This window comes from Sphingopyxis granuli (genome assembly GCF_001559015.1).
GTDB classification, from domain to species: Bacteria; Pseudomonadota; Alphaproteobacteria; order Sphingomonadales; family Sphingomonadaceae; genus Sphingopyxis; species Sphingopyxis granuli.
Genome location: NZ_CP012199.1, coordinates 464,322 through 480,400, shown reverse-complemented (window position 1 = coordinate 480,400; position 16,079 = coordinate 464,322). Strand labels below are relative to the sequence as shown.

Sequence of the window (16,079 nt, the reverse complement as noted above, 5' to 3'; positions counted from 1 at the left end):
GAAATAAGCCGGCCGCGCGGCCGTCCGGCGGGCATTGGCATTTCTGCTGCGCTATCGGTCGATGGATGAACGCGGCCCTTCCCATCGCGCGCTGGAACCGATTCATCGCCCAATTCACCGAGGCGGTCGACGGGTGGAATCGGCGGCCCGATCTCGATCGGGGCGCCAGCCTCTTGTCCGACCTCGTGGCGCGCGACGATTGGCTGCCGGCGCCCTTCGCGCTCCCCGATTCACGAAGCTACCGGCAATATCTGCTGCATCTCGATCCACGGGCGCGCTTCAGCGTCGTCAGTTTCGTTTGGGCGGCCGGCCAGTCGACGCCGATCCACGATCATTGCACATGGGGGCTCGTGGGCATGCTTCGCGGGCGGGAAGCCTCGCAGGGCTTCCATCGACGGCAGGGATCGCTGGTTGCCGGCGGCACGCAGATACTGCATCCGGGGGACGTCGCGGTTCTCGACCCCGAAACCGGTGATATTCACAGGGTCAGCAACGCCGCGGAAACGGCGTCGGTCAGCATCCATGTGTATGGCGGCGACATCGGCCGCATCGAACGCCACATCTACACCATCGACGGGCAGCGACGGAGCTTCGTCTCGGACTATTCCGCGGCGCACGTTCCCGACGACTGGCCGGGGAGCCTGCCGCAATGAAATTCACGACGCCCGAAGCGATCCGTCTCGCGCTGCTATCGCAAAGGGAGATCGCCTTGTTCGACCTTCGCGGAGAGGCGGCGTTCGCGACCGGCCATCCCCTGTTCGCCGCCAACCTGCCCCTGGGCCATCTCGAACAGCGCATCCTCCTCCTCGTGCCGCGCAAGGAAACACCGGTCGTCGTCTATGATGACGGCGAAGGATATGCGGTCCCGGCTTTCGATCGTCTGACGGCGATCGGCTATACCGATGTTTCGGTCATGAAGGGCGGGCTCTCCGCGTGGAAGGGCGCCGGCTATGAATTGTTCGAAGATGTCAATTCGGCCAGCAAGGCCTTTGGGGAACTGGTCGAGGCCCGCCGCCATACCCCGTCCGTCTCCCCGCAGGACGCTCGCGCCCTAATCGAGAGCGACGCAGACCTGGTCGTTCTGGATGTGCGCCGCTTCGACGAATATCAGCGGATGAGCATTCCGCATGGGATCAGCGTTCCGGGTGCCGAACTCGTAATGCGCGCGCGGACGATCGCGCCCGACCCGGCAACGACGATCATCGTCAATTGCGCGGGGCGCACGCGCGGCCTGATCGGGACACAATCGCTGATCAACGCGGGGTTGCCGAACAGAGTGATGGCGCTTCGCAACGGCACGATCGGATGGACGCTGGCCGGGCAGGAACTGAATCACGGTCACACCGAAAGTTTCCCCGACGTCGACGAAAAGGAGCGCGAAGATGCCCGGACCGCGGCGCAGGCAGTTTCCTACCGCGCCGGAGTGAAACGCCTCTCCCCCCAACAGCTCGATGCGCTGAAGGACGATCGGTCGCGGACGCTCTATCTGTTCGACGTGCGAACCGCGGAAGAATATCGGAAGGGCCATATCGAGGGGTTCGTCAACATCGCCGGCGGGCAGCTCGTGCAGGAGACCGACATGTATGCGCCGGTGCGCGGCGCCCGCATCGTGCTGGCCGACGACATCGGGCCTCGCGCCGACATGTCCGCCTCCTGGCTCGCCCAGATGGGATGGGATGCCTATGTGCTCGAAGGCGGCTTCGACGGCGAATTGGCGACCGGCGAGCATGAAGCCCCACGCCCGCCCGCGCCCAAAGCGCCGACGATCACCGCGACCGAGTTGCACGACATGGCTGGCGATGCCGCGTGCGGTGTCGTCGATGTATCGCTCAGCACATGCTATTCGGAAGGGCATATTCCCGACGCCATGTTCGCGATGCGCAGTCGCCTGGCCGATGCGGTTGCGGCTCTCGACACGTTCGGCCGGATCGTGGTGACAAGCGAAGACGGCTATACGGCGCGCTTCGCGGCCATCGAATTGCAGCCGCTGGTGAATGCCGAGGTCCTCGCCCTCGACGGCGGCAATCGGGTCTGGCGCAGCGAGGGGCTGGCATGGGTCGCCGGAGCCGGTCAACGGCTTACCGCGGCAGACGATCGCTATCGACGACCCTATGAAGGCACCGACAACCCGGTCGAAGCGATGCAGGCCTATCTCGATTGGGAATTCGGGCTGGTGGCCCAGCTGGAGCGCGACGGCACGCACGGCTTCTTCGTCATCTGAACATGCGGCTGCCGGGCCGATCCCGGCAGCCCGCCAGAATCGCCGCCGCGATGAACGCGACGCGCCTACCGGAACGAGGCGTCGGCGAAGCGGGCCTTGTGGAAGGACGCATCCCCGAAGGCCAGCTCCAGCATCATCTGGCGTCGCAGATGATGGCTGACCACCAGTTCCTCACTCGTTCCGACACCCCCGTGCAGCTGGACGGCCTGCTGGGTGACGGCGATGCCGCACTGGGCCACGCGGACCTTTGCCGCCGCCACCAGCGCCGCATCCGATGCCGTCTGCGCATATTGGGCCGTGGCGACCATCGTCAGGGCGCGCGCCTCCTCGCAGGCGAGGCTCATGTCGACCAGCTTGTGCTGCACCGCCTGGAATGTTCCGATCGGCGCGCCGAACTGCTGGCGCGTCCGGACATAGTCCAGCGTCGCCGCAAGAGCGGCTTCCATCGAACCGACCGATTCCGCCAGCACGGCGAGAATGGCGCGATCCATCGCCAGATCGATCCGATCGGCCGCCTCCCCCACCTGTCCGACGGGGGTGGCGGAGACTCCGCGGAGCACGAGCGAGGCATGCCGATGCCCATCGACCGACCGGAATCGCCGGACGTCGAGTCCGTCCGCATCGCAGGGCACGAGAAAGAGGCCGATGCCGTCCCGGCTGCCGACGCTTCCCGACGTGCGCGCCGAAACGAGAAACCAGTCGGCGTCGGCCCCGTCCTCGACATGGATTTTCGTGCCGGACAAACGAACGCCACCGCCATCGGCGAGCGCTTCGGTGCGGATCGATGCGGGGTCGAACCCGCTATCCTCGATCAACGCGGCGGCGATGCGGATCGCGCCGGCGCCGAGTTGTTCGAGCAATACCGCGCAATGTTCGCCGCCGCCGCGCATCAGCGCCGGCGCAAGGACGCAATGGCTGGCATAAGCCTCGGTCATCAGGTGTCGGCCGATGCCTTCCATGATCGCCATGACCTCGACCGGCCCGCCGCCCAGTCCGCCCTCGCTCTCGGAAATCGGCAGCGCCAGCCATCCGAGTTCGGCCATCTTCGCCCAGCGGCGGCGACCGCCCGCGGGGCCTTCGGCCAGGCGCTTCAGGCGGTCGGCGGCGTTCCATTCCTCTTCGCCGAAACGCTCGACGCTGTCGCGCAGCATCTGCTGCTCGTCACTATAGGCGAACTGCATCGGCCCCTCCCCTTCAAAGCCCGAGCGCGCGGCGCGCGATGATGTTGCGCTGAATCTCGCTCGACCCACCATAGATGGTCGTGACACGCGAGAAGAGCGCGCCCTGAAGCGCCAGCGGCATGTCGTCGGACAGGCCGCCGTCATCGAGCGATTCGAAATGCTGCGCTTGCGGCCCGAGCGCTTCGATCCACAGGGCCATCGCCTGCTGTATGAGTTCGGACCAGCGCAACTTGACCATCGATCCGCGCGGTCCCGAATCCGCGCCCGCCGCCGCGTCGGCCATCAGGCGCAAAACCATGGATTGCACTCCCAGCGCCTCGATCTCCACCTGCGCCAGCTTCGCACGAAAGCCGGGCTGTTCGATCAACGGACCCGTGCATGTCCGCCACCGCGCGGCCGCGGCGCGCACTGCGCGCAGCGTCTGCGGCAGGAACATCGCGGTCGCAGCGGCGACCATCCGCTCGCGATCAAGCAGGACCTTGCCGTAATTCCAGCCCATGCCCTCCTCGCCGACCAGGTTCGCGGCCGGAATGCGGACATCGTCGAGGAACACCTCGTTCGTGTGATGCTTTTCGTCGAGCGTGCGGATCGGGCTGACCCTGATGCCGGGGGTGTCCATGTCGACGAGTAATAGCGAAATGCCCTGTTGCCGCCGCGTTTCGCTGGAGGTGCGCGCCAGCACGAACATGCGGGTCGAGACATGGGCATAGCTGGTCCACATCTTGTGGCCGTTCAGGATATAGGTATCGCCATCGCGTAGCGCCCGCGTGCGTAGCGCCGCCAGATCCGATCCCGCGCCCGGCTCCGAATAACCCTGGCACCACCAGTCCTCGCCGCTGATGATGCGCGGCAGATAGAAATCCTTCTGCGCCTGGCTACCATAGGTGAAAATGATCGGTCCGATCAGTTCGAGCCCCTGGTGATATTGCGAAGGTGCATCGGCGGCCGAAGCTTCCGACCAGAATATGTGGAGCTGCTGCGGCGTCCAGCCGGTACCGCCATATTCGGTCGGCCAGGTGGGCGCCCCCCAGCCGCGGTCGGCCAGGCAGCGTTGATAGGCGGTCAATGTTTCGGGCGGCAGCCGCAGTCCGGCACGCACCGTCGTTTTCCATGCGTCGGGAATGGCATTCGCGAAAAAGGCGCGGACCTCTCGTTGGAATTCCCGGTCTTCGGGGGTCAGGGCCAGATTCATCGGGCATCTCCCATCCTGCTTGGGGTGCCCATAGCCACGGCCGCCGCCGCCTGGCTCGCGGTCCGGCGGCGAGAGCGCCAATTTCGCAAATGTGATTGTCGGGGCACGCATCATGCCCTGCTTCGCTTGCGCGCCGCGGCACGCGATCAGGTCGCAGTCCGGCTTTGGAAGGAGAGAGATGATGCTCGGCGCGATGCAGGCGCACCAGCTGACGACCGCAATGCTGATCCAGCATGCCGCGACCAATCATCCGCTCCGCGAGATCGTGTCGCGCGGCGAAGACGGAAGGCTGACCCGGTCGAACTGGCAGACCGTGGAAAGCCGCGCACGCCGCGTCGCAGCGGCGCTGGCCGGCCTGGGACTTCGTCCCGGAGACCGCGTCGCGACGCTGGCGTGGAATCGCCTGCCGCACCTTGAGCTTTATTATGGGGTCAGCGCGGCCGGGATGGTGTTGCACACGGTCAATCCGCGTCTGTTTCCCGAACAGATCCGCTATATTCTTGACCATGGCGGCGCGCGGGTGCTCTGCGTCGATCCCGACCTGTTGCCACTGGTCGAACCGATGCTGGCCGACCTGCCGAAGATCGAACGGGTGATCGTCCTCGCGCCGCAGGCGGCGATACCGGCAACGACGATCACCACCCCCATCGCCTATGACGGCCTGATCGCCGAAGCGCGCCCGATCGAGCGCTGGCCGATCATCGACGAGAATTCGGCGAGCGCATTATGCTATACGTCGGGGACGACGGGGAATCCGAAAGGCGTCCTCTACAGCCATCGGTCCACGGTGCTGCATGCGATGAGCGCACTCGCGGCCGACTCCATGGCGCTCGCCGCTGCCGATTCGATCCTTGTCGTGACGCCGCTCTTTCACGTCAACGCGTGGGGAATTCCCTATTCCGCGGCGATGGCGGGCGCGAAGCTCGTCCTTCCCGGCTCGGCACTCGATCCCGTCTCGCTTCACGATCTGATGCGCGACGAGGGCGTCACCTTCTCGCTCGGCGTCCCGACGGTCTGGCTGGCCCTTCTCGATCATCTGCGCCGCGAGCGATCGAGCGACGAGCGGGCGGCCCTCAGGCTCAACCGGGTGTTCACTGGCGGCGCCGCGACACCCCGTGCATTGATCGAACAATTCCGCACGCTTCTGGACGTCGAGACGATACAGGCGTGGGGGATGACCGAGACGAGCCCCGTCGCCACCGTCTGCCGTCCGCTGGCTCATCATGCAGACCTGCCTTCGCACGCGCAGATCGACCTGCGCGCGCTGCAGGGGCGCGCGGTATTCGGCGTCGAACTGCGAATCGAGGACGAAGAAGGCCGCGAGCTGCCGCGAAACGGCGAGCTATCGGGTCTGCTCAAGGTGCGCGGCCCCTGGGTGCTCAACGCCTATCACGGTCAGGCATCGGGAAGCGCCGTCGATGCCGACGGCTGGTTCGATACCGGCGACGTCGCCCGGATCGACGCCGACGGCTTCCTCCAGATCACCGATCGTGCCAAGGACGTCATCAAGTCGGGCGGCGAATGGATTTCGTCCATCGACCTCGAAAATGCGGCCGTCGCGCATCCCAAGGTCGCCGAGGCGGCCGTGATAGGTGTCGCCCATCCCAAATGGCAGGAAAGGCCGCTGATGCTGATCCGGCTGCATCTCGGCGAAAACGGCGACCGGGCGGAGATTCTGGACCATCTCGCCGCGCATGTCGCGCGCTGGTGGCTTCCCGACGATATATTGTTCGTCGACGACCTGCCGCACACGGCAACGGGGAAGCTTCTCAAGACCGAATTGCGAGCGCGCCACGGCGATCATTTCGCCGATCGCGGCAATATCGATCAGGAACTGTAATGGGCTGGCGTTTCGATAGTGGTCGGTTGGTTCATCAGAACCCCTCTCCGAGAGATTCAGAATGACAGTTCGCTGCGGTTTGAAAAACTCTCACCCGCAGATTTCGATAGCGCGCGCCCTACGCCTGCAGCGCGCCCTGTGACGCGCGGCTATCGAAATAGCGGCGGACCTCTTTCCGGAATTCTTCGGTCAGGCGCGACGGGCGCGATACGTTCGACACGGCGAAGGCATATTCGTGCGTGATCGGCGGATCGAAGGGGCGCGTTACCAGTGCCGGGTCCAGATAGGGCTTCACGAGCAGCGCGTTCAGGATCGCCATGCCGTTGCCGCGCGCCGCGAGCGCGCACGCCGATCCGTGGGTGTGCGTTTCGATGGCGACCACCGGGCGCAGTCCGAAAGCCGCGAAGGCGGCATCGACCTGCGTGCGCCAATAGCGGCCGGCGCCGAGCAGGATCAGCGGATGCTGGCCGATGTCGGCGGGCGTGACGGCGGCGAGCGCTGCCAGCGGATGATCGCGGCGCATCACGCACACCGAACCGTTCGCCACAATCCGCTCGACCGCCAGGTCGCTCTCGTCGATCGGCAGCTTCACGAAGCCGCAGTCGACGTAGCGCATCGCGATCATCGTCCGCGCGGTTTCGACGCTACGCGAATCGATGTTGAATTCGACCCCCGGAAAGCGCTCGCGAAAGCGCGAGACGATGTCGGGCAGCACCCCTTCGGCAAAGCTCGGCGGCGCGACGATGCGGACGGTTCCGGCCGAATAGCCGGCGATGTCACGCACCAGGCTGTTGAAGCGGTCGAGGCTGGCAAGCGTCAGCTCGACCTCCTGCAGCAGCTTGACGCCGTCGGCGGTGGGGACCAGCTTGCCGCGGTCGCGATAGAAGAGGTCGAAGCCCACCTGCGCCTCGAGCTGCGCGATCAGGCGGCTGACCGCGGGCTGCGACAGCGAAAGTCGCTTGCCGGCGGCGGTCGCGGAGCCGGTCCGCATGATCTCGGCAAAGACGCGCAGCGCGCGGAAGCTGACATCCTTGTCGGGCTCGACGCCCGCGGGTGCCAGCGGCTTGCGCATCCTCAGCCCGCCCTTGCGGGAACGACGGGCAGCAGGAGGCGCGATCCCGCGCGCGGTCCCAGATGCACGCTGCTTTCGGCCGCGACCGGCGGCAGGCCGGGCACGCGCCAGTCGACATTGGGGTTGATGTCGAAATGCGGGAAATTGCTGCCCGCGATCTCGACGCGGATGCGATGCCCCTTCGCGAACAGGTTGCTCATCGGAAAAGAGGCGATCCGCACGCGATAGACCTTCCCGGGCTCCATCGGTTCGGGCGCCTCGAACGAATCCCGGAACCGCATCCGCAAGATGCCGTGCGCGATATTGAGCGCATAGCCGTCCGGATAGTCGGCGTTCGGCGGATAAACATCAACGATTTTGATCGTGATATCGGTGTCGGCGGCGGTCGAGCTCACGAACAGATCGGCGACCGCCTGTCCCGTCAGTTCGACGTCGGCATCGAGCGCCGGGGTTTCGAAGACGAGCAGGTCGGCCCGATCGGCGAGCGGCCGCCAGGGCGCCCGCGATCCGAAGAAGGCCGGCGCCTCGCGCTGATCGTAGCCGCCCGCCTCCATCACCGGCGCGCCCGACGCGATCGCCCCGCCGATCGTCGGCACCGGATGACGGGGATCGTGGACGAAGCTGCACCGGCCCGGCGCGGCCGGAGGCTGTGCGCGGAGGCCGCCGTCGGGATGCAGGTGGAAGGGGGTCATCGCCATGTCGGGTGGCGGCCACGCCGGCGCGGTGCGCCAGCGCCCGCCGTGGTCGAGCCGCCCGCTCGGCAGCCGCCGTCCCGACCCCCCACCCATGGTGAAGAGATAGACGGGTTCGGGCAGCGGATCGGCGCCCTCCCGCTTCAGGTGGCGGTCGAACCAGCGCCGGCGCAGCGCGACATAGTCGCCGAACAGATGATCGAGCGTCGATTGCGGGCCGAAATCAGCATCGCCGGACCAGGTGAGCGAGCGCTTGCCGTGGGTCCACGGCCCCATGATCAGCTTCACCGGGCCGCGCTTGCGCTGCGACAGCCCGACGAAATTCTCGACCGCGGTCAGCGCATAGGGATCGTACCAGCTCGACATATGCACCATCGGCACGTCGGCGAAGGCGTCGTACCAGCCGCGGGCATAGATGCCGCGCTGTTTCCAGAAGTCGGAGAATCCCTCCTCGTTCCACTGTTCGAGGATGAAATCCTCATATTCGGGGGCGGCGCTGATCGGCGAATGGCCGGGCCGCCATTTCTCGACCCCGATCCACCGGCGGATGTCGACGGCCTCGAGCGCCGCGCGGCGCGCGGGATCAGCCATCGTCTCGGGCGCGAGCTGCGCATGTTTCAGCGCCCAGGTGAGCTGCTTGAGCTCATAGGCGCCGCCCTGACGGATGCCGCTGTGATAGGCGCTCGAAAAACCGCCCGAATCGAGGAACATCGCGGCGAGACCGGGCGGGTCGAGCGTCGCGAGCGCCGCCTGGACATGCGCGCTGTAGGACAGGCCGAGCGTGCCGATCCGGCCGTTGCACCACGGCTGGCGCATGATCCAGGCGAGCGTGTCGGCGCCGTCCTCCGCCTCCGACAGATATTTGCGGAACATGCCTTCGGAGGCATAGCGGCCGCGGCAGTCCTGAAGCACGAAGGCATAGCCGTTCGCCGCGAATATCCGCGCGATCTCCGGCTTCGAAAGCGGCACTTCGTCGGCGACGGAGAAGTCGGCATGGTTGGTGCCGCGCTTGTCATAGGGGGTGCGTTCGAGCAGCACCGGTAGCGGGATGTCTGCTGCGCCCTCGGGAAGATAGACGTCGGTGGCAAGACGGACGCCATCACGCATCGGCACCATGACGTTCGGAATGAGGACGCCGGTCACGGAAGCGGCATCGCATAAGTGGCCGGAGCGCCCGGCCCGACCGGCAGTTCGAGGCCGGTCCACAGGCCGACGAGACACAGGCCCGTCAGCCCGATGGCGATCGAGAAGGGCAGCATCAGCGCGATCAGCGACCCGACACCGAAATCGGCGCGCCAGCGCTGGGCGAGGACCAGCACCAGCACGAAGTTCGACGCGACGGGGGTGACGATGTTGAAGATCGAATCGCCCATCCGGTATGCCGCGGTCGTCATCTCGGGCGAGACGCCGAGCAGCATCAGCATCGGCACGACGATCGGCGCCATCGCGCTCCACTTCGCCGACGCCGACCCGATGACGAGGTCGAACACCGACGACATCAGCAGCAGCAGGATCAGCATCACCGGCGTCGCGAGCTGCTGCGCGCGCAGCCAGTCGGCGCCGTTGATCGCCATCACCGGGCCGAGGTTCGACCAGGCGAACATCGCGATGAAATGGGCGGCGAAGAAGGCGATGACGAGGAACGGGGTCATCGTCGCGAGCCCCTCGGTCATCATCTTCACGACGTCGCGGTGCGAGCGGACCGTGCCGACCGCGGCGCCATAGATCCAGCCGCAGACGAGGAAGAGCAGCATGAAGCCCGCGACGAGCGAGGAATAGAAGGGTTCGAGGCGCGCGGGCCCCGTCGCGCCCGCGTCGATCAGCGGGCTATAACCGGGCCACAGCGCCAGCACCGCGAAGGCAAGGGCGATGACGAGCGCCGCGATCCCGGCGCGGCGCAGGCCCTTTCGCTGGCTGGCGGGGTCGGCGATATCCTCCATGTCGCCTTCGGGCGGCGGATCGGTCCAGACGCCGAGCCGCGGTTCGACGATGCGGTCGTTCACCAGCCAGGTGATCGGGATCAGGATCAGGCCGAGCGCCGCGGTGAAATACCAGTTGCCGAGCGGATTGAGCATCGGGGCGGGGCCCAGCAGCGCCGCCGCCGATTTGGTGATCCCCAGCATCAGCACGTCGAACTGTCCGGGCAGCAGATTGGCGGCGAAGGCGCCCGAAATGCCGGCATAGGCGATCGCGATGCCCGCGAACGGATGCCGACCCGCCGCCGCGAAGATGATCGCCGCGAGCGGGATCAGCACGACATAGGCCGCGTCGGCCGCCTGATGCGACAACAGGCCGATCAGGAAGATGGCTGGGCTGAGGAAGCGGTTCGACACGCCCCGCATCGCGCGCGTCATCAGCGCGGTGAACAGCCCCGACCGCTCGGCGACCGCCGCGCCGAGCATGACGACCAGGATCAGCCCCAACGGCGGGAAATCCGCCATCGTCTCGGGCATCAGGGTCAGCAGCTTGCGGACATTTTCGGCCGAAAGCAGGCTACTGGCGGTCAGGGTCGCGCCCGTGACCGGGTGGACCGCACTCCAGCCCAGCTGTGCCGCCGCGACCGACACCGCGACGAGCAGCGCGATCAGGCCGAGGAAGATGAAGACCGGGTCGGGAAGGGCATTGCCCCAGCGCTCGACCCGGTCGAGCCATTTCTGCGTCTTGCTGTTCGCTGGCATCGCCGACCCGCCCCGCAATCCCGTTTCGGTGGCCGCGCCGGGGTGCCGGCGCGGCCGTCCGATCACATCTTCACCGAGAAGCTGGCGTAGAGGAAGCGGCCACGCGCGTCATAGGTATAGATGTCGTAGTTGATCGGCGCATTGGCGTAGGAAGCCGGCGGCGCCTTGTCGAACAGGTTGTTGACCCCCAGGCTGAACCGCGCCGCGTCGTCGGCGATGGCGAAGCCGATTTCGAGGTCGGTGTAGATGATCGACCGCGTCCGCGCATCCTTCACCGCATTCACGACGTCGGTGGTCGGACCGATGTAGCGCGCGCGCAGCGTCGCGTCGGCGGTGTCGCCGGTCCAGCCGAGCGACGCCTGTCCCTTCCAGTGCGGATAGGTCGCGCGCGGCGAATCGCCGCGCCCCGCGCGTTCGTCGACGATCGGGGCGCCGCCCGCCGGATTGGGCGCAGTCGTCTTGAACGAATGGAGCCAGGAGGCGTCGACCACCGCCGAGATGCGCCCGATGCCGGTGCTGAAATCGTAGCGCAGCGTCGCATCGACCCCGTCGGTGGTGATCGAGTTGAGGTTCTGCGCCCCCTGCAGCAGTTCGAGGATCGCGCCGGTTCCCGCGTCGCGGCTGACGAGGTCGCAGAAGACGCCGCCGCGCACCGCGCAGAGCTGCATGATCTGGGTCGGCGTCTGCGACGCGATCGCATCCTTGATCTTGATCTTGTAGTAATCGACCGTCAGCGACAGCCCGCGCACGCCGCGCGGCGAGATGGCGATCCCGGCACTGAACGTATCGGCGGTTTCGGGCTTCAGGCTGGTGTTGCCGCTGATGACGCCGGGGATCAGACCGTTGAGATTATAGTTGATCTGGTTGTAGCCCGCCGGCACGCCCGCGCAGCCGGGCAGCCCCGGATTGGCCGCCGCGCCGCCGTTGCAGGGATCGTTGCCCTGAAAGCTCGTCTGGCGCGCGCCCTGATAGAGTTCGAGGATCGACGGCGCGCGGAAGCCCTGCGAATAGGTGCCGCGGAACAGGATGTCCTCGATCGGGCGATAGCCGACGCCGGCCTTCAGCGTCACCTTGTTGCCGACGGTCGAATAGTCCGAATAGCGGCCGGCCAGGCTCAGCTCGAGGCTTTCGGCGAAGGGCTGGTCGCGGAAGATCGGCACGTTGAGCTCGGCATAGGCCTCGTGCAGGTCGTAGCTGCCGACCGTCGCGGTGCGCGTCTGCGAGGTGGTCGTCGCATATTGCGACGCCAGGAAACGCGACGCGGCGTTGACGTAGGCGTCGGGGGCGTCGAAGCCGCGGTTCTGGCGATATTCGTAGCCGACCGCGAGCGCGACGGGCCCTGCCGGCAGGTCGAACAGGTTGCCGGTGACGTTGAAGGCGGCGTTGTAGAGTTCGGTGCGATTATACTCGCGCGTCGTGTAGCGGATATAGGCCGCCTGCGCCTCGGTCATCGGGGCGAACAGGTTGATCGGCACGCAGCCCGCCGTCGCGGCGCAGGTCGCGGGCGAGCCGAGGCCGAGGAACAGATTGTCGTAGTTGATGCCGTTCTCCGCCATCGTGTGGATGCTGTTCTTCGCATAGGAACCGAAGACGTCCCAGCGCCATTCACCGCCGCCGATCGTGACGCTGCCGTCGACGCCGACCGACAGGCGGATCGTTTCGACATCCTGCACATTGTTGCGGTTGCCGACGTCGGTCATCACCTTGCGGATGCGCCACGCGCTGTTGGCGCCGAAGGCGAGCGCATTGGCGGCCGGAACGCCGTTGGCGGTGCCGAAGGGATTATACGCCTGATTGTTCGGAATCGCGAAGCCGCGCACCGTTCCCGCGGTGCCGCCGACGTCGAGCAGGACGGGCGAGAAAAGCTGGTTCGACTTGCGCCGGTTGTAGACGCCGTCGATCCGGATCGTGACGTCGTCGGCCAGTTCATAGTCGAAGCGGCCATAGACGCCGTAGCGTTCCGACGGCCCCGCCGAATAGATGCCCTGCGCCTGCGTGTTGTATGCGTCGCCCGGCAGCGCGCCGACGTGAAAGGCGTTGTCGGCCAGATTGCCCGCGCCGATCGTCGCGCCCGGATTGAGCACGATCGGGTTCGCCGAGCTGGCGAAGCCCGCCGCGGTGCCGAAATAGCCGTTGTTCGCGAGGCCCGGCAGGATGAACAGGCCGTTGGGGTTGGTGCCGACCGCGGTCTGCGGCACCAGCGTCCGCGTCGTCAGTTGGCGCGCGTCGGTGCGGATCGCGTGCGTTCGCGAATAGCTGCCCGACAGGATGATCGAGGCGCGGTCCCAGGTCTTGCCGACCGTCAGCTTGCCCCCCAGTTCGGCGCCGTCGCCATGGCTGGTGATTCCGGCGCGGACCGACCCGCGCAACCCGTCGAACGGCTGCACCGTCTTGATGTTGACGACGCCTGCGATCGCGTCGGCGCCATAGATCGCCGAGGCGCCGTCCTTCAGTATCTCGATACCGTCGATCATCCCCTGCGGCATGGTGTTGAGATCGACGAAGTCGCGGAATCCGCGCTGGCCGACGCCGTCGACCCAGCGATGGCCGTCGACGAGCACGAGGACGCGATTGCCGCTGCCCTCCGCACCGCCCAGATAGCGCAGGTTGATCGAGCTTGCGCCGTAGGAGGTGCCCTGCGTGCCGTTCGAATTGAGGCTGACCCCCGCCGATGGCAGCTTCTGGAGCAGGTCGCCGATCGACGAGGTGCCCGACTTGATGATGTCCTCCGACGTCAGCGTCAGGATCGGCCCGACCGAATCGGCATCCTTGCGCCCGATGCGCGACCCGGTGACGATGATGTCGCCGCCGCCCGACGCCGTGGCCGCTTCATCGCCCGATGCCTGCGCCTGCGCGAGCGTCGGCCAGGCCAGGGCGCCGAGGCTGATTCCAGCGGCAGCGACCAGTTTGGCCAGATGACGGCGCCGAGCGAAGCGAGCGGATGCGATGATCATGATGTCCCCCAAGTTTGTGATTCGCGCATCGGCTTAGGAGGAAGCGCGGCGGCGAAAAATATTATGACGCTCGCGGATGCAGTCATAACGAAAGCGCATGAGATTGCCCCGATCCAAACAATCTTTGTATGGCTGATATCAAAGGGGGATGAGTCATGGGGTCGACCGGTTTCGATACGCCAACGCGGCGGCTGCTGCTGAAGGCCGGTTTTCCCCTGATATTCCTGCCGGTCGTGGCGGGAGCCGGGCGTCGCCCGCTGCGCATCAGCCTGCTCGGCCAATCGCTGATCAAGACCGATCTGCGTCGGATCGGCTGGCAGGGCCTGGGCGAATTCCGGCGGATACTGGCGGGACGCGACCTCGTCTTCACCGACCTCGAAACGGTGATCGGCGGACCGCTGGCCGGCCGGTCGACGCGCCCGGCGGACAGCGAGGTGCTCCATGTCGCCGAACCGGAGGTGATCGACTGCCTGCAGGCGATCGGCGTCAATATCGTCGCGACGTCGAACAACCATGCCTGGGACCTCGACACCGGCGGCATCGTGTCGACGATCGAGGCGTTGCGGGCGCGCGGGCTGGCCTTTGCCGGGACGGGCCGCGACCTGGCGCAGGCCAGCGCGCCGGGCGTCGCGGGGCGGGTCGCGCTGGTCGCGGCGGCGGCGGGCGCGATCCGCGACGGCGCCGCCGCGACCGCGACGCGGCCGGGCGTCAACGAGCTGCGGCGCGAACCGGACGGGGCGCTGGTCGCGGCCGACGTCGAACGCTATCTCGGCGCCATCCGCTTCGCCGCGACCGGCGGCGCGACGGTGATCGCCTATCTTCACAATCATTATTGGGAGCCGCGCAAGTCGGACACGCCGGCGTGGCAGCGCGATCTGGCGCGGCGCGCCGTCGACGCGGGCGCCGCGACCTTCGTCGCGCACGGCGTTCCCGAACTGCAAGGCATGGAATTTCATCGCGGCGCGCCGCTGTTCCACGGGCTGTCGTCCTTCATATTCCAGTCCGAAAAGCCCGACGGCGCCTATGGTCCCGAGGCGTGGCAATCGGCGATCGCCGAACTCGACCTTGTCGACGGCCGGGTCGCGGCGACGCGGCTGGTCCCGGTCCAGCTCGACGCCCGGGGGCTCGTCCACGAGGGGCGGCGCGTGCGGGGCAGTCCCCGGCTGGCATCCGCCGCGTCGGCGCGGTCCGTCGCCGAGCGGCTGGAGGCGCTCAGCGACCGGCTCGGCGCATCGGCACGCTTCGGGCCGCCCCAGCAGTCGCGCCGCGGCGGCTGGACCGTCAAGGTCGATCCGTCCTAGCGCGCACCGCGCTCAGGCAGCGGGGGGCGGAAAGACAGGCGCCTTGCTGACCATCGCGGGCAGCGGCCGGCCCATCACGCCGGTGAACCAGCCCGCCGCCTCGACCGCTCCCGGCAGCGCGAGCCCGGTCGCGACGCCGCTGCGTTCGAGCATATAGGCGACATCCTCGGTCGCGACATTGCCCGCCGCGCCCGGCGCGAAGGGGCAGCCGCCGAGTCCGCCGAGCGCCGCGTCGACGCTCGCCGCGCCCTCGCCGACCGCCGCCCAGACATTGGCGAGCCCCGATCCCCGCGTATTGTGGAAATGCACGCGCACCGGCAGCGGCGCGATCGCCTCGCGCACCCGACCCACCAGTTCGGCGACCTGCGCCGGGACGCCGACGCCGATCGTGTCGGCGAGCGCGACCTCGCGCGGCGCCGCGTCGGCGGCGCGCTTCGCCATCTCGACGACGCGCGCCGCGGCGATCTCTCCCTCGAAGGGACAGCCGAAGGCGGTCGCGATGGTGATCTGGCCGCCGCGCCCCGCCGCTTTCGCCCGCGCGACGATCTCGGTCGCCGCCGCCAGCGATTCGGCCGAACTCTGCCCCTGATTGCGGATTCCGAACGTATCGCTCGTCACGCACACCGCGCCCAGCTCGTCGATCCGCCCGGTCGCCAGTGCGCGCTCGGCGCCGCGCCGGTTGAGCACCAGCCCGATGTAGGTGACGTCGTCGCGGTCGGGGAGCAGCGCCACCAGTTCCTCGGCGTCGGCGAGCTGCGGCACCTTCTTCGGGTTGACGAAGCTCGTCACCTCGATGCGCCGCACCCCATAGGCCAGCGCGCGGCGGACGAGTTCGGCCTTGTCGGCGGTCGCGACCACCGCCGCCTCGTTCTGCAGCCCGTCGCGCGGCCCGACCTCGACCATCTCGACCTTGCGAAACCCCGTCATCGCCTGCCCTTCCGCATTCGC

11 protein-coding genes are annotated in these 16,079 nt (G+C 67.4%); 4 read left to right on the top strand and 7 right to left on the bottom strand.

The features are described from left to right. Window positions 1-65 precede the first annotated feature (65 nt). Window positions 66-653: a cysteine dioxygenase family protein gene (locus SGRAN_RS02270; protein WP_067180430.1), complete on the top strand. Its 588-nt coding sequence runs from the start codon at window positions 66-68 to the stop codon at window positions 651-653. Next, window positions 650-2,221 (top strand): rhodanese-like domain-containing protein, encoded by a 1,572-nt coding sequence (locus tag SGRAN_RS02265; RefSeq protein WP_067180429.1) that lies wholly within the window; start codon window positions 650-652, stop codon window positions 2,219-2,221. The genes SGRAN_RS02270 and SGRAN_RS02265 overlap by 4 nt, the downstream gene beginning before the upstream one ends. 65 nt (window positions 2,222-2,286) lie before the next feature. On the opposite strand, the gene SGRAN_RS02260 is transcribed toward SGRAN_RS02265, so the two are convergent. Continuing rightward, window positions 2,287-3,402, bottom strand: coding sequence for an acyl-CoA dehydrogenase family protein (locus tag SGRAN_RS02260; protein ID WP_067180427.1), 1,116 nt, complete (start codon window positions 3,400-3,402; stop codon window positions 2,287-2,289). A gap of 13 nt (window positions 3,403-3,415) precedes the next feature. Beyond that, complete coding sequence (locus SGRAN_RS02255; protein ID WP_067180425.1) at window positions 3,416-4,594, bottom strand: acyl-CoA dehydrogenase family protein; 1,179 nt, start codon at window positions 4,592-4,594, stop codon at window positions 3,416-3,418. A gap of 181 nt (window positions 4,595-4,775) precedes the next feature. Between SGRAN_RS02255 and SGRAN_RS02250 the strand changes: the two genes are divergently transcribed. Beyond that, window positions 4,776-6,434 (top strand): long-chain fatty acid--CoA ligase, encoded by a 1,659-nt coding sequence (locus SGRAN_RS02250; protein ID WP_067186830.1) that lies wholly within the window; start codon window positions 4,776-4,778, stop codon window positions 6,432-6,434. Between the two features lie 118 nt (window positions 6,435-6,552). On the opposite strand, the gene SGRAN_RS02245 is transcribed toward SGRAN_RS02250, so the two are convergent. The 4 genes from SGRAN_RS02245 to SGRAN_RS02230 form a co-directional block, all read right to left on the bottom strand. Then, on the bottom strand, window positions 6,553-7,506 hold the full coding sequence (locus SGRAN_RS02245; RefSeq protein ID WP_067180424.1) for a LysR family transcriptional regulator: 954 nt from the start codon (window positions 7,504-7,506) through the stop codon (window positions 6,553-6,555). 2 nt (window positions 7,507-7,508) lie between these two features. Beyond that, on the bottom strand, window positions 7,509-9,341 hold the full coding sequence (locus tag SGRAN_RS02240; protein ID WP_210434192.1) for a CocE/NonD family hydrolase: 1,833 nt from the start codon (window positions 9,339-9,341) through the stop codon (window positions 7,509-7,511). Further along, window positions 9,338-10,876 carry an AbgT family transporter gene (locus tag SGRAN_RS02235; RefSeq protein ID WP_067186828.1) on the bottom strand — a complete coding sequence of 513 codons (1,539 nt, stop codon included), beginning with the start codon at window positions 10,874-10,876 and terminating at the stop codon, window positions 9,338-9,340. The genes SGRAN_RS02240 and SGRAN_RS02235 overlap by 4 nt, the downstream gene beginning before the upstream one ends. A 62-nt stretch (window positions 10,877-10,938) precedes the next feature. Beyond that, the gene (locus SGRAN_RS02230) at window positions 10,939-13,830 is read right to left on the bottom strand and encodes a TonB-dependent receptor (protein WP_067180420.1); all 2,892 of its coding nucleotides are present in this window, start codon (window positions 13,828-13,830) and stop codon (window positions 10,939-10,941) included. A gap of 155 nt (window positions 13,831-13,985) precedes the next feature. Between SGRAN_RS02230 and SGRAN_RS02225 the strand changes: the two genes are divergently transcribed. Further along, a complete protein-coding gene (locus SGRAN_RS02225; RefSeq protein ID WP_067180419.1) occupies window positions 13,986-15,131 on the top strand; it encodes a CapA family protein in 1,146 nt (381 codons plus the stop codon). Window positions 15,132-15,143: 12 nt separating this feature from the next. Here SGRAN_RS02225 and SGRAN_RS02220 read toward each other — a convergent pair whose 3' ends face one another. After that, a complete protein-coding gene (locus SGRAN_RS02220; protein ID WP_067186824.1) occupies window positions 15,144-16,058 on the bottom strand; it encodes a hydroxymethylglutaryl-CoA lyase in 915 nt (304 codons plus the stop codon). Window positions 16,059-16,079: the final 21 nt, after the last annotated feature.

What these genes read in the sequence shown, in the direction of transcription:
- SGRAN_RS02270 (WP_067180430.1), top strand. Translation starts at nt 66, where the DNA reads ATGAACGCGGCCCTTCCCATCGCGCGCTGGAACCGATTCATCGCCCAA.
- SGRAN_RS02265 (WP_067180429.1), top strand. Translation starts at nt 650, where the DNA reads ATGAAATTCACGACGCCCGAAGCGATCCGTCTCGCGCTGCTATCGCAA.
- SGRAN_RS02260 (WP_067180427.1), bottom strand. Translation starts at nt 3,402, where the DNA reads ATGCAGTTCGCCTATAGTGACGAGCAGCAGATGCTGCGCGACAGCGTC.
- SGRAN_RS02255 (WP_067180425.1), bottom strand. Translation starts at nt 4,594, where the DNA reads ATGAATCTGGCCCTGACCCCCGAAGACCGGGAATTCCAACGAGAGGTC.
- SGRAN_RS02250 (WP_067186830.1), top strand. Translation starts at nt 4,776, where the DNA reads ATGCTCGGCGCGATGCAGGCGCACCAGCTGACGACCGCAATGCTGATC.
- SGRAN_RS02245 (WP_067180424.1), bottom strand. Translation starts at nt 7,506, where the DNA reads ATGCGCAAGCCGCTGGCACCCGCGGGCGTCGAGCCCGACAAGGATGTC.
- SGRAN_RS02235 (WP_067186828.1), bottom strand. Translation starts at nt 10,876, where the DNA reads ATGCCAGCGAACAGCAAGACGCAGAAATGGCTCGACCGGGTCGAGCGC.
- SGRAN_RS02230 (WP_067180420.1), bottom strand. Translation starts at nt 13,830, where the DNA reads ATGATCATCGCATCCGCTCGCTTCGCTCGGCGCCGTCATCTGGCCAAA.
- SGRAN_RS02225 (WP_067180419.1), top strand. Translation starts at nt 13,986, where the DNA reads ATGGGGTCGACCGGTTTCGATACGCCAACGCGGCGGCTGCTGCTGAAG.
- SGRAN_RS02220 (WP_067186824.1), bottom strand. Translation starts at nt 16,058, where the DNA reads ATGACGGGGTTTCGCAAGGTCGAGATGGTCGAGGTCGGGCCGCGCGAC.